Origin of the sequence: Schauerella aestuarii (genome assembly GCF_009866805.1) — a bacterium.
Classification (GTDB): Bacteria; Pseudomonadota; Gammaproteobacteria; order Burkholderiales; family Burkholderiaceae_B; genus Schauerella; species Schauerella aestuarii.
Map to the genome: position 1 here is coordinate 46782 of NZ_SIZW01000038.1, position 16060 is coordinate 62841.

The 16060-nt window shown below is 61.1% G+C and carries 16 protein-coding genes and 1 pseudogene; 10 read left to right on the top strand and 7 right to left on the bottom strand.

Annotated elements, in window-relative coordinates; all coding sequences use genetic code 11:
- Positions 1 to 45 precede the first annotated feature (45 nt).
- The 3 genes from EYW45_RS01760 to EYW45_RS01770 all read left to right on the top strand — a co-directional run bounded on the left by EYW45_RS01760 (position 46) and on the right by EYW45_RS01770 (position 3113).
- Positions 46 to 576, top strand: coding sequence for a TRAP transporter small permease (locus EYW45_RS01760; RefSeq protein ID WP_161133663.1), 531 nt, complete (start codon positions 46 to 48; stop codon positions 574 to 576).
- A complete protein-coding gene (locus EYW45_RS01765; RefSeq protein ID WP_161133664.1) occupies positions 573 to 1871 on the top strand; it encodes a TRAP transporter large permease in 1299 nt (432 codons plus the stop codon). Before EYW45_RS01760 ends, EYW45_RS01765 begins: the two co-directional genes overlap by 4 nt.
- Positions 1872 to 2078: 207 nt before the next feature.
- Positions 2079 to 3113 (top strand): DctP family TRAP transporter solute-binding subunit, encoded by a 1035-nt coding sequence (locus EYW45_RS01770; RefSeq protein ID WP_161133665.1) that lies wholly within the window; start codon positions 2079 to 2081, stop codon positions 3111 to 3113.
- Between the two features lie 167 nt (positions 3114 to 3280).
- Here EYW45_RS01770 and greB read toward each other — a convergent pair whose 3' ends face one another.
- Genes greB through EYW45_RS01785 form a run of 3 tightly spaced genes read right to left on the bottom strand, consistent with a single transcriptional unit; the run spans position 3281 to position 5632 of the window.
- Positions 3281 to 3832, bottom strand: a complete 552-nt coding sequence (gene greB / locus EYW45_RS01775; RefSeq protein WP_161133666.1) for a transcription elongation factor GreB — start codon at positions 3830 to 3832, stop codon at positions 3281 to 3283.
- 10 nt (positions 3833 to 3842) lie between these two features.
- Positions 3843 to 4688, bottom strand: a complete 846-nt coding sequence (locus tag EYW45_RS01780) for a PHP domain-containing protein (protein ID WP_161133667.1) — start codon at positions 4686 to 4688, stop codon at positions 3843 to 3845.
- Positions 4689 to 4711: 23 nt separating this feature from the next.
- Positions 4712 to 5632 (bottom strand): alpha/beta fold hydrolase, encoded by a 921-nt coding sequence (locus tag EYW45_RS01785; protein ID WP_161133668.1) that lies wholly within the window; start codon positions 5630 to 5632, stop codon positions 4712 to 4714.
- Positions 5633 to 5971: 339 nt separating this feature from the next.
- Here EYW45_RS01785 and EYW45_RS01790 point away from each other — a divergent pair, with 339 nt between their 5' ends.
- Positions 5972 to 6373, top strand: a complete 402-nt coding sequence (locus tag EYW45_RS01790; RefSeq protein ID WP_161133669.1) for a GNAT family N-acetyltransferase — start codon at positions 5972 to 5974, stop codon at positions 6371 to 6373.
- Between the two features lie 83 nt (positions 6374 to 6456).
- On the opposite strand, the gene EYW45_RS01795 is transcribed toward EYW45_RS01790, so the two are convergent.
- On the bottom strand, positions 6457 to 7287 hold the full coding sequence (locus tag EYW45_RS01795; protein WP_161133670.1) for a sulfite exporter TauE/SafE family protein: 831 nt from the start codon (positions 7285 to 7287) through the stop codon (positions 6457 to 6459).
- A 5-nt stretch (positions 7288 to 7292) separates the two neighbouring features.
- Positions 7293 to 8273, bottom strand: coding sequence for a tripartite tricarboxylate transporter substrate binding protein (locus EYW45_RS01800; protein ID WP_161133671.1), 981 nt, complete (start codon positions 8271 to 8273; stop codon positions 7293 to 7295).
- Between the two features lie 72 nt (positions 8274 to 8345).
- Here EYW45_RS01800 and EYW45_RS01805 point away from each other — a divergent pair, with 72 nt between their 5' ends.
- Positions 8346 to 8777, top strand: coding sequence for a flagellar transcriptional regulator FlhD (locus tag EYW45_RS01805; protein ID WP_161133672.1), 432 nt, complete (start codon positions 8346 to 8348; stop codon positions 8775 to 8777).
- Between the two features lie 88 nt (positions 8778 to 8865).
- On the opposite strand, the gene EYW45_RS01810 is transcribed toward EYW45_RS01805, so the two are convergent.
- Positions 8866 to 9579: an IclR family transcriptional regulator gene (locus EYW45_RS01810; protein WP_161133673.1), complete on the bottom strand. Its 714-nt coding sequence runs from the start codon at positions 9577 to 9579 to the stop codon at positions 8866 to 8868.
- Positions 9580 to 9856: 277 nt separating this feature from the next.
- Between EYW45_RS01810 and EYW45_RS01815 the strand changes: the two genes are divergently transcribed.
- From EYW45_RS01815 to EYW45_RS01825, 3 genes and pseudogenes are all read left to right on the top strand, one after another.
- On the top strand, positions 9857 to 10834 hold the full coding sequence (locus EYW45_RS01815; protein ID WP_161133674.1) for a Bug family tripartite tricarboxylate transporter substrate binding protein: 978 nt from the start codon (positions 9857 to 9859) through the stop codon (positions 10832 to 10834).
- A gap of 71 nt (positions 10835 to 10905) precedes the next feature.
- Complete coding sequence (locus tag EYW45_RS01820) at positions 10906 to 11877, top strand: hydroxymethylglutaryl-CoA lyase (protein WP_161133675.1); 972 nt, start codon at positions 10906 to 10908, stop codon at positions 11875 to 11877.
- A pseudogene (locus tag EYW45_RS01825) lies at positions 11877 to 13079 on the top strand (CaiB/BaiF CoA transferase family protein); the annotation flags it as partial. The gene EYW45_RS01820 and the pseudogene EYW45_RS01825, both read left to right, overlap by 1 nt.
- Positions 13080 to 13111: 32 nt before the next feature.
- On the opposite strand, the gene EYW45_RS01830 reads toward EYW45_RS01825, so the two are convergent.
- Positions 13112 to 13495: a VOC family protein gene (locus EYW45_RS01830; protein WP_161133677.1), complete on the bottom strand. Its 384-nt coding sequence runs from the start codon at positions 13493 to 13495 to the stop codon at positions 13112 to 13114.
- An 83-nt stretch (positions 13496 to 13578) separates the two neighbouring features.
- On the opposite strand from EYW45_RS01830, the gene EYW45_RS01835 reads away from it, so the two are divergent.
- Both EYW45_RS01835 and EYW45_RS01840 read left to right on the top strand, forming a co-directional pair.
- A complete protein-coding gene (locus EYW45_RS01835; RefSeq protein ID WP_161133678.1) occupies positions 13579 to 14511 on the top strand; it encodes a LysR family transcriptional regulator in 933 nt (310 codons plus the stop codon).
- Positions 14512 to 14834: 323 nt separating this feature from the next.
- Complete coding sequence (locus tag EYW45_RS01840) at positions 14835 to 16010, top strand: MFS transporter (RefSeq protein ID WP_202444548.1); 1176 nt, start codon at positions 14835 to 14837, stop codon at positions 16008 to 16010.
- The last annotated feature ends 50 nt before the right edge of the window (positions 16011 to 16060 follow it).

Below are 16060 nucleotides of genomic sequence, written 5' to 3' on the forward strand. Positions count from 1 at the left end.
GACAACCCGCCAGGCCATCGGGTCAAAAATAGCGAAAACGCAACCATGACCGCCCCGGAAACACCCGCAGAACCGATCGAACCCATTCTCGAACCGCAGCCCGAACCCGAAGCGCGCGTTCCCCTCAAAGTCGAGGACATCTTTGCCGTAGGCATTCTGGCGTTATTGGCCCTGCTCACGTTCGGCAATGTGCTGGTGCGCTATCTGACCGACCAATCGTTTGCCTGGACCGAGGAAATATCGATTTTCCTCCTGGTCGTGCTGACGCTCGTGGCAGGCAGTACCGCCTTCATTCGCCATCATCACATTCGTATCGAACTTTTCGCCGACCGCGGGCCGCCCGAGCGGCGGCGGCGTTGGGCGATCGTGGCCCACGCCTTCACGGCCTTCTTCTTCGCGCTGTTGACCGTGCTCGCGGCCCGCCTGGCGCTGGATGAATTCCAGTACGAGGACACTTCGCCTGCGATCGGCGTGCCCACTTGGTGGTACACGATCTGGCTGCCGCTGCTTTCGGCGCTGATCACCCTGCGTACGCTGGGCGCCATTGTGCGATTGGTGCGAGGCGACGACCAATGATCACCGTCGCCTTGTTTGCCGTATTCATCGGGCTGATGGTGATCGGCGTACCCGTGGGCGTGGCCCTGGGACTGGCCGGCACGCTGGCCATCGCGCTGTCCAATCTCGACACCAATTGGTTTGGCCTCATGGCCGTGCCGCAGAGCTTCTATGCGGGGCTGGCCAAGTACCCGCTGTTGGCGATTCCGATGTTTGTGCTGGTCGGCTCGATTTTCGACCGTTCGGGGGTGGCGCGTCGTTTGGTGGATTTCGCGATTTCGATTGTGGGACGCGGCCCGGGCATGCTGCCGCTGGTGTCGATTGCCGTAGCCATGTTTCTTGGCGGGATTTCCGGATCGGGCCCCGCTTGTGCCGCAGCGGTAGGCGCCGTCATGATCGCCGCCATGTCGCGCGCAGGCTATCCCCAGCCTTTCTCGGCTGCGGTGGTCGCCGCCGGCGCCGCCACCGACATCCTGATTCCCCCGTCCGTCGCGTTCATTATCTATTCGGTGCTGGTGCCGGGCGCCTCGGTGCCCGCGCTGTTTGCAGCCGGCATGATCCCGGGCATTCTGGCTGGTTTCGCGCTGATCGTGCCCGCCGTCTGGCTGGCCCGCAAACATGGCATGGGGCAACTCGAACGCCATCTGCCCCGCCCGCCCTTTTGGCGCAGCATGCGCGAAGCCGCGTGGGGTCTGGCCGCGCCCGTGCTCATCCTGGGCGGCATGCGCCTGGGCTGGTTCACGCCCACCGAAGCCGCAGTGGTGGCCGTGTTCTACGGACTGTTCGTAGGCATGGTCATCCATCGCACCATTGGCGTACGCGATCTGTTTCCGATGCTGCGCGAAGCCGCAGAGCTGTCGGCCGTGATCATGATGGTGGTTACGCTTGCCGGGATTTTCGCGTACGCACTCTCGACGCTGAGTGTGATCGACCCCATCACCAGCGCTATCGTCAATTCCGGATTGGGCGAATACGGCGTCTTGGCACTGTTGATCGTGTTGCTAATGACCGTTGGCATGTTCCTGGACGGCATTTCGATCTTTCTGATTTTTGTGCCGCTGCTGATGCCGATCGCCAACGCATATGGCTGGGATCCCGTCTGGTTTGGCGTGCTGCTCACGCTCAAGGTCGCGCTCGGTCAATTCACGCCGCCGCTTGCGGTCAATCTGATGGTGTCGTGCCGGATCGCCAAAGTGCCGATGGAATCCACCGTGCCGTGGGTGATCTGGATGCTGGCCAGCATGTTCCTGGTGCTGGTTGCCGTGGTGATGTTTCCGCAGTTGGCGTTGTGGCTGCCGAACAAGCTGGGGTATTGAGGCTGGCAGCGGACTACGCGACGATGGAAATGTCCGGCGCTGACGATTCAATTCGGACCTTCGTTATCTCCTTTTTTCAATAGCAAAACCATTCAATAGCAAAACCATTCAATAGCAAAACCATTCAATATCAAGACCCTTCAATCAAGACTCTTCAATAGCAAGACCATTCAATAACAAGATCGCTACCTCATCGAGGAGACTGCCATGTTTCGCACCCTGTTCCGCGCCACCGCTTGCGCCGTTGCGTTGTTTGCCGCCCTGCCCGCCCAGGCCCAGTCGTACAAGGCCGAGTACAAGCTGTCCATCGTCGTGGGCACAACTTTCCCTTGGGGACAAGGCGCCGAGATCTGGTCCAAGCTGGTGCGCGAGCGTACCGATGGCCGGATCAACATCAAGGTCTATCCCGGGACGTCGCTGGTGCAAGGCGATCAAACGCGTGAGTTCACGGCGATTAGGCAAGGCGTGATCGATATGGCCGTCGGTTCGACGATCAATTGGTCGCCGCAGGTGAAAGAGCTCAACCTCTTTTCACTGCCTTTCCTGATGCCGGACTATGCGGCCATCGATGCGCTCACGCAGGGCGAGGTCGGCCGCGATATCTTCGCGCGCCTGGACAAGGCCGGCGTGGTGCCGCTGGCCTGGGGCGAAAACGGTTATCGGCAGTTGAGCAATTCGAAGCGCGACATTAAACGCCCGGAAGACATGAAGGGCATGAAATTGCGCGTGGTGGGATCACCTCTGTATATCGACACGTTTACCGCGCTGGGTGCCAATCCCACGCAAATGAGCTGGGCCGATGCACAGCCAGCACTGGCCAGCGGCGCAGTCGACGGGCAGGAGAATCCGCTGTCGATCTATACCGGCTCCAAGCTCTATACGGTGGGCCAGAAGCATCTGACGCTCTGGAACTATGTGGCCGATCCGCTCATCTTCGTGGTGAACAAGGAAGTCTGGCAAAGCTGGTCGGAAAAGGATCGCGACATCGTGCGCCAGGCCGCCGTGGATGCTGCCAAAGAGGAGATCGTGATCGCGCGTAAAGGTGTAACGCGTAATGATCGCGCGCTGCTGGACGACATCGCGAAGCAAGGCGTGACGATTACCGAACTCGATCAAGCCGGACACGATGCGTTCGTGAAAATAACGCAGCCGGTTTACGACAAATGGAAAACGCAGATCGGTACCAGCCTGGTGGACAAGGCAGAGAAGGCGATTGCCGCGCGCAAGCCGGACGCCAAGTAATCGATGACGCGGGCTGAGCCAGCGTGACAAGTAAATGAGCGCCCGGCAGGCGACTCGTACGTGCCAGGTAAACACTATGGAAGCGAGTCAGATAAGGCAGCCCCCACAGGCGACGCAAGCCTAAGCGCTTGAATTCGAGGGGACACGTCGCGTGTCCCCTTTTTCCATTACTCCGGATAACTCACTTCGAGAATATCCAGCTCCTCGACCCCACCCGGCGTGCGCAAGGTGACGGTATCGCCTTCGCATGCTTTGGTCAGCGCCCGAGCCACCGGCGATATCCAGCTGATCTTGCCGGCCAAGGGCTCCGCCTCGTCCACCCCGACGATCGTGACCGTGTGGTCCTCGCCCGCTTTGGTGGAGTACGTGACCGTGGCGCCGAAGAACACATGGTCGCGGCGTGTTTGCAACGCAGGATCGACGATCTCGGCAATATCGAGCCGCTTGGTGAGAAAACGCATGCGGCGATCGATTTCGCGCAAGCGCTTTTTGCCGTAAAGGTAATCGCCGTTCTCGGACCGATCACCGTTGGACGCGGCCCACGACACGATCTGCACGATCTCGGGCCGTTCGACGGTCATCAGATGCACCAACTCGTCGCGCAGGCGGGCATAACCGCCCGGCGTGAGGTAATTGCGCGTGCCCTGCGGCAAGGCCAGCGCTTCGGGCAGCTCGTCGTCTTCGTCCTGATCGGACTCTTTCACAAATGCTTTATTCATGGCGTTGCGCTCAAAACCAATCGTGCCAGACGGGGGTCAAATCCGACGGCAATTGCGGCAGGCGGCCGAGGTCGATGCGGCTTTCGTGCGGGCTGTGAAAATCCGAACCGCGCGAAGCCAGCAGGCCGCGCTGTTTGGCGACACGGGCGTAATGGCGCGCTTCTTCCGGCGTATGGCTGCCTGTGATCACCTCCACACCTCTGCCACCCAAGCCTTCGAACTCGTCGAACAGGGCATCGAACTGCATCGGAGTGTATTTGTAGCGCCCAGGGTGGGCCATCACCGCCACGCCACCGGCACCCAGAATCCAGCCGATGCACTCGGTGAGCGTGGCCCATTGCACCGGCACATGGCCAGCGCGATCGTCGCCCAGGTGTTTGGTAAAGACGGACTGCACATCGGGCTCATAGCCGGCCTTGACCAGCCACCGCGCGAAGTGCGATCGGCTGATCAGTTCGGGATTGCCCACAAACTCGAGCGCGCCTTCATAGGCGCCCGGCATACCCATGGCGGCCAACCTGCGGCCGATCTCCTGAGCGCGGCTGCCGCGCCCGGAGCGCGTTTTGTGCAGGCCCTGCACCAGCGCTTCGTTTTCAGCATCGAAGTTAAGCCCGACGATATGGACCGTTTGCGATGCCCACGTGCAGGAAATCTCGACCCCGGTAATGTGGCGCAAGCCCACGGCGCGTGCGGCCTGTGCCGCTTCGGCAATGCCGCCGACCTCGTCGTGATCGGTCAATGCCCACACATCCACGCCGTTGGCGCGCGCACGCTCGGCCACGGCAGCAGGCGCCAATACGCCGTCCGAAACCGTGGAGTGGCAATGCAGATCGATGTTTAGACTGGGGGTGTTCATCCCCCTATTCTAAGCCGCCTGCGTCAGCTATCGAGCAGAAACCGCACAACCGGTTCGATCTGCGCGTCGTGCATGAGCGTGGGTGCATGTCCCACGCAATGTACCTCGTGCAGGCGCGCCTGGGGGTTGCGCGTCAGCATTTCGTTGGCCGTGTCCGCGCTCAACAGATCGGAAAGCTCACCGCGCAGCAGCAGAATCGGGCAATCGAGCGCCTCGTACGACTGCCACAAAATCTGCTCGCCCGCCGCCATCACGGCGGCATTCTGATCGGCAAACGGTACGGCAATGCCCAGGTCGTAATGCTTGATCCACTGCTCGCCCTCTTTCTTGTACACAAACTCGGCGAGCTCTTTCCATTGCTCGTCGGTATGCGGACCGAACTGCTCGGACACCGTGCGCACGTAATCGACAGCTGCCTCCTGCGAACTGAATTCGCCCGCCTGCCCCACATACTGACCGATGCGCGCGATGGCTTCCGGGTTCAGCCTGGGGCCGACATCGTTCAACACGATCTTGTCGATATGCAACCCCATGGCGGAGGCGCCCAACGCCGCCTCCGGATGCCGGAAATGCCTGGAGTACGACGCTGCGCCGCCCAGCACCATGCCGATCAAGCCGCCCAGCGACGTGCCCACCCAGTGCAGCGTTTCGGGTTGCAGGCGCGCCACCAACGTGACCATGTCGGACACGTACTGCGGCACGGTATAAAACGCCGGGTTGAGCAGCCAATCGGATCGCCCCCGGCCCACCACATCCGGACAGACGATGCGATATTCCTCGGCCAGGCAGCGAGCCAGGCGGTCGAAATCACGGCCGGTGCGCGTCAACCCATGAACGCAAATCAACACTTTGGGATTATTGCGGTCGCCCCACTCCCAATACGCCATGCGATGCAGGCCCGCCGGACTGGCGCAGGTCACGAACTCGAGTCGAGGGGTATGCATACGGCAGGGCTCCGGTGGCTTGCTAGATACCGGATTTTCTCATAGTGTGGCGACTCGGAGATGACGGATCGAACCTTGTTCATCCCTCTGGCCGTGTTCGAGAAAATCGCCGCAGCAGAATAATCGACCGAAGGCGCGTGCTTGCAGTGCCGACCTTCGTCGCGCAGCTTCCACCACACCTTGCACCCGTGATTCCGCTCCCCTTCGCGACATCCATCAAGACATCCAAACACCGTGCCGACCTCCCCACATCCTGCCCTTGCTGCCCCCGACTTACTCCACTATCAACGCGCGCAGGCAACCGACTTCGAAGCATTGCTTAGCCTGCGGATCGCTGCGATGCGCGAAAGCCTCGAGGCGATCGGACGGTTCGATCTCGAACGCGCCCGGTCGCGGTTGGCGGCAACGTTCAAACCCGAACAGACGTATTGGATTGTGGCTGGCAGCCAGGAGCGCGAACCCGAGCGCATCGGGTTTTACGCGATGCAGACTGAGGCAGATCATTTGATGCTGCAGCACTTGTATTTGCATCCGAGCGCCTCGGGGCGCGGTCGGGGTGCGCAAGTCATGCAACGTCTGATCGCGGAATCGGCTCAGACGAATTTGCCGTTACGCGTTTGCGCCCTGCGCGACAGCCGTTCGAACGGCTTTTACACGGCACACGGATTCGTGCGAACAGGCGCAGGAGAATGGGATATCGAATATGAGCGGCCGTCGAATCTTCAAGCCCACGTCGTTTGAGGCGGACCTTGTTCGATGCCCATCATCCAGACCTCGGACGGCGACCATTCTCCTCTCGAACGCCCGACGTCTTTCAGCCTCGATCAGCGTGCGATCAAGCCAAACGCCTTTGCCGCTTCCCACGCCATCGAAGCCGCCAGGATGAACAAGATAAATGCGAAGATCTTTTTGATCGTGGCCACCGGCAAGCGGCTCGATAACCGAGCGCCTAGCGGTGCGGTGGCCATGCTGGTGCACACGATGGCCAGCAACGCGGGCCAATAGATATATCCCACCATATGCGGAAATGCGGTGGCCAACCCCCAACCGGAATAGATGTAGCCCACGCAACTGGCCAGTGCGATCGGAAAACCCAGCGCCGCAGAGGTGCCGATCGCGCGATGAATGGGCACATGCTTCTTGACCATGAAGGGTACTGACAGGAACGCCCCGCCCGCGCCCACCATGCCTGAAAGCCCACCGATCCCCATACCTACGCCGAATAGTCCCACCGGGCCCGGCAACGCACCGGTACCCGCCACAGGCGGTTTCCGGGTCAACATGCGCACAGCGTTATAGGCCACGAAAATCGCGAAGAACAACGCCAGCCAGCCCGTATCGATCAGCGCAAACAAACCGCCCCCGACCAGCAATCCCCCCGCGATCAAACCGGGTGCCATCGCATACACGATCGACCAGATCACATTGCCCTTTGCCTGATGCGCCATCAAGCTCGACACAGAGGTAAACAGAATCGTGGCCATCGAGGTGGCGATCGCCGCGTGAACGTTGACCTCGGCCGGCATCTGTTGATGCGCAAAAAGCAGCGCCAGAATCGGGGCGAGCGCCATGCCGCCCCCGATGCCCAGCAGCCCTGCTGCAAACCCGACCACGCCGCCGAGCACCAAGAAAGCAACCAACAACATGAAGTCCACGGGGATCAATCCAGCTTGACGCCAGACTCCTGAATCACGGCTGCCCATTTCGGGAGGTCGGTCTTGATGAGCGCAGCAAAGTCGGCAGACGTACCCGGCATGACTTCGCAGCCTTGCGCGGCAAGTTGCGCCTGCACGTCGGGATCGGCCAAGACTTTTGCCAATGCCGCGTCAAGCTTGTCGATGATCGGTTTGGGCGTGCCAGAAGGCGCCAATAAGCCATACCAGGGTGTGGCTCCGAAGCCGGGGATGGTTTCGCCAATGGTGGGCGAATCCGGCAATGCCGCCACGCGCTTCGGATTGACCGTGCCGAGCACCTTCAACTTATTGGTTTTGATGAAGTTGATCGACGAGGGCAGGCTCTGAACGGACAATGGCAGTTGCCCACCCACCACATCCGTCACGGCTGCAGCAGCGGTGCGATACGGGACGTGCACGAGGTCGATGCCGGCCGATCGCTTGAGCATCTCGGCAATCAAATGATTGAGCGTGCCGTTGCCCGCCGAAGCGTAATTGAGCGATCCCGGCGGCGCAGCCTTCGCGGCGGCAATCAGCTCAGCTACCGTGTTCGGCGGAAAAGCAGGGTTGGCGACGAGCACGTAACCGGCCGTGGCCACGGTGCCGATGGGCGTAAAGCTCTTGATCGGATCAAACCCGATCTGCTTGTACAAACCCGGGTTGATGACGTGCGCGCTGTCGGATGTCAACAGGAGCGTGTAGCCATCCGGTGCCGCCTTGGCGGCGAGCGCGGTACCGATCGTGCCGCCCGCACCCGGCCGGTTGTCCACCACTACCGACTGACCCAATAGCTGCGACATCTTCTGCGTGACGATGCGCGCGATCACATCATTGGCGCCCCCCGCGCCTTGCGGCACGATCACCGTTACGGGGCGCTCAGGATAAGCGCCTTGCGCCATAGCGACGGCGGGCGCAATGGCTGCGGCAAGCGGCAACAGCAGCGTGGATACAAAACGGGCGACTCGCATGGTTGTCTCCAGTAATCGCTTTTCGCGATTTTCATTTTTTGGAAAGGGCTTACTTCAATTGAGCACACAAGCGTGCCCGACGTCCTTAGTCTCTTCTTAATTGTGCAAAATGCACGCAACAAAAGAACAGATAAAGACATATTCGGCAGAATCGGCAAATCACTATACGCTTGCCGCTTTCGTCTTAACCGCCGCGACATGTTACCCATCATCGACATCCATTTGCTTCGCGATATTCAGGAAGTGAACGTGGCCTTTATCAGCGTTTTGCAGCGCATCGTGCGTGAGAACGCGCACGTCCTGCTCCGTGAACCGTTGAGCCCGGAAACCGAAGCACGTTTGATGGCCATGGACGATCAGGCGATTGAGCGCATGGCGCGTTCGAGTATGTTGGCGTGCAGCTTCCACTGTACGGGTCCTGAAGTCCTCAACACGCTGGGTATCCCGGCAATCGATGCAAAGCTGATTCCCGTTGCGCTACCGCAGGCGAAAGTCGTCGACTAAGCGACGCGCGGGCGTTGGCCCGCTCATAACCGGACATCGCTTGAACGCTGGCTTTTCATGCGGTAGCCAAACCTCATCGAAAATAGCTTCACGCAAAATCCAGCTTGCGCGACATTTCTTGCGCTGCCGCACGTACCAGCGGCTCGTGCGCGGTATTCAGCCGATGCGTCGGCATCGTCAACGTGATCGCGCCCACCAGCTCGGTGCCGCGCTTGAGCACTGGCGCCGAAATCCCGCACAGATCGGGGCTGCGGTCACCTTGCAGCAGCACGACGCCATCCCGGCGAATGCGGTCATAAAGCTCACCTTTCGCGCCTGAGTATGCCGACAGGACGCGTCCCCCCGCGCCCCGATCCAGCGGCAGCAGATCGCCCGCCTTGATGTGATCCCGCACCATCTGGGGCGAATCCACGCGGTAAAGACACAACCGCTGATCGCCCTGTCGCACATGAAAAGCCGCACTTTCCTGCGTTTGCGCCACCAATTGACGCAAGAGGGGCAACGCGAGATCTTCGAGCGAAAAAGACGATGCATACAACGCATTCAGTCGGCCCACTTCGGGACCGATCCCATAACGACCATCCGCATGTTTGATCACCAGCCGCCCGTGCTCCAGCGATGCCAGTAAACGCAAGACGGCACTTTTGTACAGCCGCGTGTGCTGCGCGATTTCCGATAACGAAAGCGTGGTGCTGGCATCGGTAAACGCTGCCAGCACCGTGATCGCTTTGTCGACGGCGCTGACGCCGCCGGCAGCAGGATGCAGGTCGGCCAATGACATCTGGGTGGATTTTTTTGGCATGAGCAACGAGGTTTGAATTGACAAGGCGCAGTATCGCCGGAAATAATAGATAGAACGCCATTCTATCTTATAGAACTTAACATTAAAACGGTTCGATGAGCGCGATGCAACAGAACGAGATCGTGAGAAAGGTGTGAGAGACGTTCCTCGCATCGCCGCATCGAACGCCGTCCGTATCGATGCGCATGATCGGCAACGCGGTACGCCGAACACGCACGCATCACCGATCGCAGCCTCAACGTAAGGCCGCACCCCCTTATCCTGGAGACAACCCATTATGTTTTTTCGCGTCAATACGGCGCTATGCGCCGCCCTCCTGCTGCCTGCACTGGGCGCTGCCGCCCAAGCCGCCGATTACCCGGTGCGGCCGATCAACGTGGTCGTACCCATGCCGCCCGGCGGCGGCACCGATACGATCACACGCCTTCTCGTGGAGCGAATGGGTGCGAGCACGGGCTGGAACCTGGTGGTGCAGAACAAGCCCGGTGCCACCGGCAATATCGGCATGGATTTCGTGGCGCGCGCCGAGCCGGATGGTTACGCCATCGGCATGGGTCAAGCGGCCAACCTCGCGATCAATCCCGCCTTGTTCACCAAGATGCCTTTCGATCCGACACGCGACTTCTCACTGATCGGTCTGGTCGCCGCGCAACCCGTGGTGCTGGTGGTGAACAGCCAATCGCCGTACAAGACCGTGGCCGATCTGATCGCCGATGCGAAAGGCAAGCCCGCAGAATCGCTGCGCATGGCATCCGCCGGCAACGGGACGATCGGCCACATGTCCGGCATGATGCTGGCGCAAAAGGCTGGCGTGACCTTTCTGCATGTGCCCTACAAAGGCGCCGGTCCAGTCCTTACCGAACTTGCCGGCGGCCAGACCGACTTCGCATTCATCACGCCGCAATCGCTGGTGTCGATGCTGGCGGCAGGCAAACTGCGCGCGATTGCCGTCACGTCCAAAACGCGTCTGAAGATGCTGCCCGATGTTCCCACGGTGGCCGAATCGGGATATCCGGGCTTTGAAGCGTCTGCCTGGACGGGGCTCGTGGGTCCCAAGGATATGAAACCCGATGTGCTCGCCAAGCTCAACGAGGCGATGCGTCGCGCCGTGTCCAGTCCGGAAATCGTCAAGAAACTCGAGGAGGAAGGCAGCCAGCCGCTGGGGGGCCAACCCCAGGCCTTTGCGACCTACCTGGCCTCGGAGCAGGCGAAGTGGAAGGCCGTTGTGAAGGACGCCAACATCAAACTCGACTGACCCGTTTTGCGTCGCCAAGCCGTGCGGACGCCGCCTGCTTGCACACGCCACCTACACATAAGGAACCCTGAATGACGACGCACGTTCTCATCAGCGAAGTGGGTCCGCGCGATGGCCTGCAAGCCATGAAGCGCACCATGCCGACGGCACTCAAGCGGGCCTGGATCGACGCGCTTTATGCGTCAGGTCTGCGCGAAATCGAAGTGGGCTCGTTTGTCTCACCCAAACTGCTCCCGCAGATGGCGGACACCGCCGATATCGTGGCGCACGCCCGCACCAAGCCCGACCTCACGGTTGCGGTGTTGGTGCCCAATCTCAAAGGCGCCATCGCGGCATTCGCTTCAGGCGCGCACAAGATCACGATTCCGGTGTCCGTAACCGAAGCGCACTTGATGGCCAATATCCGCAAGACCCATGCAGACATCATCGAGGATGTGCGGCAGATCGTGGCGCTGCGCAACGACACGGCACCCGGCACCTCAATTGAAGCCGGCCTGTCGGTCGCCTTCGGATGCACGTTGGCCGGTGCCGTATCCGACGACGAATCGATGCGCATCGCACACACCATGGCCGACCTGGGCGTGGATGAAGTCGGCCTGTCGGACACCACCGGCTACGCCAATCCGCGCCAGGTCGCGCGCCTGTTCAAGCGGCTCATGGCCGAACTCGGCGACCGCGCCGGCGGCGCACACTTTCACAACACCCGCGGGCAAGGCATGGCCAACGTGCTGGCGGCATTGGATGCCGGCGTGACCACATTCGACGCGAGCCTAGGCGGTTTGGGCGGTTGCCCCTATGCGCCGGGCGCCACCGGCAATGTCGTCACCGAGGATCTGGTCTACCTGCTCGAAACCATGGGCTGCGACACCGGCATCGATATCGACGGATTGATCGCCGCCCGCAAGGTGTTGGCCGACGCCCTGCCCGGCGAAGCGCTGTACGGCCACGTGCCGGACGCCGGCCTGCAAAAAGGCTTCGTCTACGCCGATGGCCGCATGCCCGAACCGCGCGACACCTTCGCCTGCACTCCGGAGACGATCTGATGACCGATGTTCAAAAAGCCCTTCCTTTCGCTGGCGTGCGCGTGGTCGAGTTCACGCATATGGTGATGGGCCCCTCGTGCGGGATGCTGCTTGCGGATCTGGGTGCCGAAGTGATCAAAATCGAGCCACTGGCGGGCGACAACACGCGTCGTCTGCCGGGCTCGGGCGCGGGCTTCTACGCCATGTTCAACCGCAACAAGAAAAGCCTGGCCATCGACACCAAGGATCCCCGCGGGCGCGAGATCGTGCTCAAGCTTGTCGCCTCGGCAGATGTGTTCAGCGAGAACTTCAAGGCCGGCACGATGGCCAAGTTGGGCTTTGACTACAACGCGCTCAGTACGCTCAACGAACGGCTGATCTACGTGTCGCACAAAGGCTTTCTGGAAGGCCCTTACGACAACCGCACCGCCCTGGACGAAGTGGTGCAGATGATGGGCGGGCTGGCCTACATGACCGGCCCGGAAGGCCGCCCCTTGCGCGCCGGCACGGCGGTCAACGACATCATGGGCGGCATCTTCGGTGCGATCGGCGCCATGGCGGCGCTACGCGAACGCGACACCACCGGCCGCGGCCAGCATGTGGAAAGCGCCCTCTTCGAAAACAACGTGTTCCTCATGGGCATCCACATGATGCAATTTGCCGTCACCGGCAAGCCGGTCAAGCCCATGCCGAGCCGTACGTCGGCCTGGGCGGTGTACGACGTATTTACCGACATCGCCGGTGAGCAGATTTTCCTGGCCGTGGTGTCCGATACACAGTGGGCCCTCTTCTGCGACGCATTCGATCTGCAAACGCTCAAGTCCGACGAACGGCTGCGCACCAACGTCGATCGCGTGGCCGCGCGCGAATGGATGATGCCGTTGTTGCGCGAGCGGATGGCACGCCACACCGCGGCCGAAATCGCGGCCGTATTTCAAGCGCAGGGGTTGCCTTACGCACCCATCACCAGCCCGGAGGATCTGTTTGACGATGCGCACCTGGTCGCCAGCGGCGGCCTGGCCGAAGTCACGCTCCCGGCCGACGCCAGCGGTAAGGGCGAAGCGCTCACCACGCGTACGCCCCTGTTGCCACTGACCTTGGGTGGCGCGCGATTGCCCTTGCGCACACCGCCCCCATCCATCGGCGAACACACCCACGACGTGCTTGCCGAACTCGGGTACTCGCACGCCGACATCGAGGTCTTGCTTCGAGATGGCGTGGTGGGCAGCACCTTGATGGATGATCTCGCAGCGGCTTAACGCGCCGCCGGTTCGGATATCTCGATGAGATTCAAATCAGGATCGCGCAGGTAAATCGACCGGATCGGCCCGGTGGCGCCTGTGCGCATCACCGGCCCCTCGAGGATCGACACCGACTTTCCTTTCAATTCCGCGATCACCTCGTCCAGCGGCTTGCTGGCGATAAAGCACAAATCCAGCGCGCCCGGCACCGGCGTATGCGCCTTCGGCTCGAACTCGTGCCCTTTCACGTGCAGATTGATTTTCTGATTGCCGAACAGAAAGGCCTTGCGGCCACTGCCAAAGGTTTCGAGATGCATCCCTAGCAGATCGACATAAAAATGCACGCAGGCCTTTTCGTCTGCGGTGGTAAGAACAAGGTGGTCGAGATGATCGATCATGGCCGGGCTCCTGGTTGTCGCGTTTCGCGGATGATTTTCGCAGAACGCGAAAAACCTGCACGAATGTCTTAAAGTGGCGCCCTATGGACTTCAAACAACTGCGCGCGTTTCTTACCGTGGTCGATACCGGCAGCGTGAGCCGTGCTGCGGTCCTGTTGAACCTGGTTCAGCCTGCCGTATCGCGGCAACTGAAAATGCTTGAGACCGACCTGGGCGTCACGCTGTTTGAACGCGGACGCAAAGGCATGCAGTTGACGGCAAGCGGCCAGACGCTCGCCGAACATGCGCGGCGGGTATTGAATGAGATCGAGCGTGCCCGCGAGGATGTCAAACCCACGCGGGCAGGACTCCATGGCACCGTGACCGTGGGCGTGCTGCCCAGCACCGCAGACCTTCTCGCCAGTGCACTGGTGGGTGCCGTGGCCGATCGTCATCCCGGTATTTTGCTGCGCATCTCGATGGGCTACGCGGGTCACCTGCGCCAGTGGGTCGAACAAGGCGAGGTCGACGTGGGCTTGCTCTACGAACCGCACCGCCTGGCAGAAGATCGCACGCAGCCCCTAGTGGAAGAGGCTCTTTGGGTGGTGGGATTGCCCACCACCGCGCTCGATTTTGATGCGCCGATTTCGCTGCATGACGTGGCGCGTCATCCCCTCATCCTGCCCAATGCGCCCCACGGCTTGCGCACATTGGTGGATCACGCGAGCGCCTCTACCGGCATTCGCCTCAACGTTGTCGCCGAAACAAACGCCATGGGCGTGCAAAAAGCGCTGGTGATTGGCGGCTTGGGTATCACTATTCTGCCTGCCAGCGCCGTCGTTGAAGACGTTGCTCGACGCGCGCTGGTTGCGGCGCCCCTGACTGAGCCGGTGCTCACCCGCCGTATCGTGATCGCCACACCGCCCAATCGACTTCCCAGCCCCACGGTGCAGGCCGTTAAAACGGTGCTCGAAGAGTGCATGCGATTGGCCGTGCAGCGCGGCGATTGGCCGGCTGCGCGGTGGCTCGGGATGTGACTTGAACGACTGCCACTGCACTCTCGCAACATCGAAGGGCGAGCGACGACGTCAGGCAATGCATCGCGATTCGTGAAGTATCGCTTCAAAGGCCTGGGAGCCATCGCCTTTTTTGATGGGCACGATCACCCCTGCACATACAACATGCTGCCGTTACGATGGCGCCTTGGATGGCATTAAGCCCATCGCGGCAGCAACGCCGCCGTTCATTTGTACGCGTTGTATACCAATAAATCCCGTCAGCGCACGATTCGCCAGACGCGAGTTTCTGTCTTTCGATAGACCGGCCGCTGTAGGAGCAGACGGCCACACAGGATCAAAAAGTGAGTTCATCGAGCGAGAGTGTGGGTTTACGAAACGTGCTGCTGTTGGGCATGGCGCAAATTCTGGTGTGGGGCGGTTCATTCTTTCTGCTTGCCGTGATGGCAGACCCCATCGTGAAAGAAATGGGATGGGCCAACCAGTGGGTCTATGGCGCGCTGTCACTGGGCATTTTCATTTCAGGTTTGCTGGCGCCGCGCATCGGCCAGTTGATCAGCACGCATGGCGGGCGGCCCGTCTTGACGGCCAGCGGCCTTGTCTGCGCCCTGGGCCTGGTGCTCATGGCGCTGTCCCATTCGCTGCCGATGTTTCTGCTGGCTTGGGTGGTGTTGGGGATCGCCATGGCGGCCGGGCTCTACGATCCACTCTTTGCGGCGCTTGGACAGCGCTATGGCATCAAGGCACGCGCTGCCATTACCGGCGTCACGCTCGTGGCCGGATTTTGCACCACGATCACGTGGCCCGTGATTGCGTTGTTGATCGAACACTTCGGCTGGCGTAACGCCTGCATCGTCTATGCGTCGATTTTGGCGGTCGCCGTGTGGCCGCTCTACGCCAATGCGTTGCCCGAGCGAGCACCAGCCGAAAAGATCCCTCTGAACGCTTCAGCGCGCAATGCCGCCGCCACAATCGACAAACGCGTCTACGTGTTGGTCGCGACCAGCTTTACGATCGCCGCGATCATCACCACCGCCATGTCGGTTCAGCTCATCGTGCTGCTCCAGGCAAGCGGATACGGCCTCGCTGCGGCCATCGGCATTGGCGCCTTGCTGGGGCCAAGCCAGGTGGCATCACGCCTGCTCGAAACCGCGATCAAGAATGCCCACCCCGTCTGGACCGCTGTCGCCTCGGCCGCCCTAACGTTGCTCGGCCTGCTGGTTTTGGTGACCACGCCGGCATGGGCTACGCTCGCCATCGTGGTGTTTGGCGCCGGCAACGGGCTGCGTGCCATCGTTCGTGGCACACTGCCGTTGGCATTGGTGTCGGCAGCGGACTACCCCAAACTGATGGGAAAGGTTGCCCGCCCGGCATTGATCGGCCAAGCCGCCACGCCTTTTTTCGGCGGATTTCTGATCGACCAGTTTGGCGCCGGCGCGGCATTATGGACCTTGAGCGCATTGTGCCTGGCGAACGTCGCGCTGACCCTGATGATCTGGCGGCGCATTCGCCAGCCCTGATCGATGTGGATGGCCAAACTCAGAGGGGGATATCATCCATCATGCGTGGG

Bases quoted from the DNA above. Each gene is read 5' to 3' on its own strand.
- EYW45_RS01760 (WP_161133663.1), top strand. From the start codon at position 46: ATGACCGCCCCGGAAACACCCGCAGAACCGATCGAACCCATTCTCGAA.
- EYW45_RS01765 (WP_161133664.1), top strand. From the start codon at position 573: ATGATCACCGTCGCCTTGTTTGCCGTATTCATCGGGCTGATGGTGATC.
- EYW45_RS01770 (WP_161133665.1), top strand. From the start codon at position 2,079: ATGTTTCGCACCCTGTTCCGCGCCACCGCTTGCGCCGTTGCGTTGTTT.
- greB (WP_161133666.1), bottom strand. From the start codon at position 3,832: ATGAATAAAGCATTTGTGAAAGAGTCCGATCAGGACGAAGACGACGAG.
- EYW45_RS01780 (WP_161133667.1), bottom strand. From the start codon at position 4,688: ATGAACACCCCCAGTCTAAACATCGATCTGCATTGCCACTCCACGGTT.
- EYW45_RS01785 (WP_161133668.1), bottom strand. From the start codon at position 5,632: ATGCATACCCCTCGACTCGAGTTCGTGACCTGCGCCAGTCCGGCGGGC.
- EYW45_RS01790 (WP_161133669.1), top strand. From the start codon at position 5,972: ATGCGCGAAAGCCTCGAGGCGATCGGACGGTTCGATCTCGAACGCGCC.
- EYW45_RS01800 (WP_161133671.1), bottom strand. From the start codon at position 8,273: ATGCGAGTCGCCCGTTTTGTATCCACGCTGCTGTTGCCGCTTGCCGCA.
- EYW45_RS01810 (WP_161133673.1), bottom strand. From the start codon at position 9,579: ATGCCAAAAAAATCCACCCAGATGTCATTGGCCGACCTGCATCCTGCT.
- EYW45_RS01815 (WP_161133674.1), top strand. From the start codon at position 9,857: ATGTTTTTTCGCGTCAATACGGCGCTATGCGCCGCCCTCCTGCTGCCT.
- EYW45_RS01820 (WP_161133675.1), top strand. From the start codon at position 10,906: ATGACGACGCACGTTCTCATCAGCGAAGTGGGTCCGCGCGATGGCCTG.
- EYW45_RS01830 (WP_161133677.1), bottom strand. From the start codon at position 13,495: ATGATCGATCATCTCGACCACCTTGTTCTTACCACCGCAGACGAAAAG.
- EYW45_RS01835 (WP_161133678.1), top strand. From the start codon at position 13,579: ATGGACTTCAAACAACTGCGCGCGTTTCTTACCGTGGTCGATACCGGC.